The 2,124-nt window shown below is 62.0% G+C and carries 2 protein-coding genes; one reads left to right on the top strand and one right to left on the bottom strand.

What is annotated here, in order from left to right:
• Window positions 1-846 (bottom strand): Rieske 2Fe-2S domain-containing protein (locus AB4Y86_RS17465; protein WP_441403428.1); only part of this gene is annotated, 846 nt, incomplete at its 3' end.
• A 318-nt stretch (window positions 847-1,164) separates the two neighbouring features.
• Here AB4Y86_RS17465 and catA point away from each other — a divergent pair.
• Window positions 1,165-2,061: a catechol 1,2-dioxygenase gene (gene catA / locus AB4Y86_RS17460; RefSeq protein ID WP_441403427.1), complete on the top strand. Its 897-nt coding sequence runs from the start codon at window positions 1,165-1,167 to the stop codon at window positions 2,059-2,061.
• The last annotated feature ends 63 nt before the right edge of the window (window positions 2,062-2,124 follow it).

The raw sequence follows: 2,124 nt of genomic DNA, 5'->3' as shown, positions 1-2,124 counted from the left end.
CAGCGGGCGGTCCTCGGGGTTTGTCCATTCCTGCCACAGCAGCAGGTGTCCGTGGTCGTAGGAATAGAAACCGCCCTTGACTTTGCCCCATTTGCCGGCGTCCATGGCTTTCGTCTTGTTCGCGGAGTCGCCGGCGGTGCGGCGGGCTGTCGTGGCCGCATAGTTCCAGTGCACAGCGGTGACGTGGTAGCCGTCGGCGCCGTTCTCGGCCTGCACCTTCCAGTTGCCGTCGTAGGTGTAGGTGGAGGACCCCCGCAGCACCTCGAGTCCCTCCGGGGACTGGTCCACGATCGAGTCGATCACCTTGGTGGCGTCACCCAGGTGCTCTTCGAGCGGGAGCACGTCAGCCTTCAGGGAACCAAAGAGGAAGCCGCGGTAGGACTCGAAGCGGGCCACCTTGGTGAGGTCGTGGGAGCCTTCTTTGTTGAAGGTCTCGGGGTAGCCCGCATTGCGTGAGTCCTTCACCTTCAACAGCTCGCCGGAGTTCTTGAACGTCCAGCCGTGGAAAGGGCAGGTGAAAGTGGTGCGGTTGTCCGTCTTGCGGCGGCACAGCATCGCGCCACGGTGTGAGCAGGCGTTGACGATGCAGTTGAGGTTTTCGTCCTTGTCGCGGGTGATCACCACGGGAGTGCGGCCGATGCTGGTGGTGAAGTAGTCCCCCACGTTGGGGATCTGGGATTCGTGGGCGAGATATACCCAGTTGCCTTCGAAGATGTGTTTCATCTCCAGCTCGAAGACCTCTTCATCGGTGAAGATTTCGCGCTTGGCACGGATGACGCCGTTCTCGCGGTCGTCGATCACGGCGTCGGCAAGGACCTCGCGGACATGGGCCAGGTTCTCGGTCATGACGTGCTCCTTCATTGGAGAGTGCTGGACGGATGGGCGGAACGTCCGGGCCAACCCGCGGTGCCCAGGGGACGTTGTCGTGCAAGTCTGCCCCAGCGTGATCACACTCACATCAGGCAAACACCTAGGTTTGGCCAAGGGTGTCTTTATGTCTGGTTAATGACAGAAAACTGCCCGAATCGATATTTGTAGCGTCCTTATTCCGAGCCTACGATGAGACGGACATCACGCGGACTGCGTCGCGACAGGTTCAGACCCTGCCGCTAAAGGCTCGCAACGGGTTCAGGAGCCGATCCTGTCCCTTATTCAAAGAGGAGTATGGACATCACCATGACCGAGACCCAAGCAGACACCCGTAAAGAGGACGAGGGCACCGCCGTCGAAGCCGGCTCCAAGGCCACTGAACGCTTCACCGCCTCCGGCAAGCTTGCACACGTTGATGTGCCGAAGGAGCGAGTGAGCCTGCTGGCCGGCGCCCTCATCAAAGCCGCAAACGACATCGTCGTCGAACATGAGGTCACCTACGAGGAATACAACGCGCTTAAGGCCTGGCTCATCAAGGTCGGAACCGACGGTGAATGGCCTCTGTTCCTCGACGTTTGGCTGGAGCACTCTGTGGAGGACGTGAACTCCCAGGACCGCCCGGGCACCGTGGGTACCATCGAGGGACCGTACTACGTTCCCGGCTCCCCTGAACTCCAGACCCCTGCGACCGTGGAAATGCGCGACAATGAGGAGGGCACGCCGCTGCGCTTCTCCGGCCGCTTCACCGATACGGAGGGCAGCCCCATCCAGAGCGCGCAGGTGGAGATTTGGCATGCGGACAGCGCCGGGTTCTACTCGCAGTACGCTCCGGGTCTCCCCGATTGGCTCCTCCGGGGCACTATCAAGGCAGACGACGACGGTCGCTTTGAAATCAATACCATGCGGCCAGCCCCTTACCAGATTCCTATGGACGGGGCCTGCGGGCAGCTGATCGACGCGGCCGGCTGGCACGCCTGGCGCCCTGCTCACATCCACATCAAGGTCTCCGCGCCCGGCTTCCAGCCTGTAACCCAGCAGTTGTACTTCCCCGGTGACCCGCACAACGCGGACGACATCGCCTCGGCAGTCAAGCCCGAACTGATGCTGGACCCAAAGCCGCGCACGGATGGCGGCGCCGGCGAAGAAGTGGTCTATGACTACGTCCTCGCCAAGGAAGGCCAGCACAAGTAGGCATCACCGCTAATAATCCGTGCCGCGCCTCGGCTCCGGCACCGAAGGCGCCCTGGAGTGCAG

The organism is Arthrobacter sp. 2YAF22_2, from assembly GCF_052114645.1.
In the GTDB taxonomy this organism is placed as follows: domain Bacteria; phylum Actinomycetota; class Actinomycetes; order Actinomycetales; family Micrococcaceae; genus Arthrobacter.
Note: the sequence above shows the minus strand (reverse complement) of the source record. Positions and strands in the feature narration are given on the sequence as shown.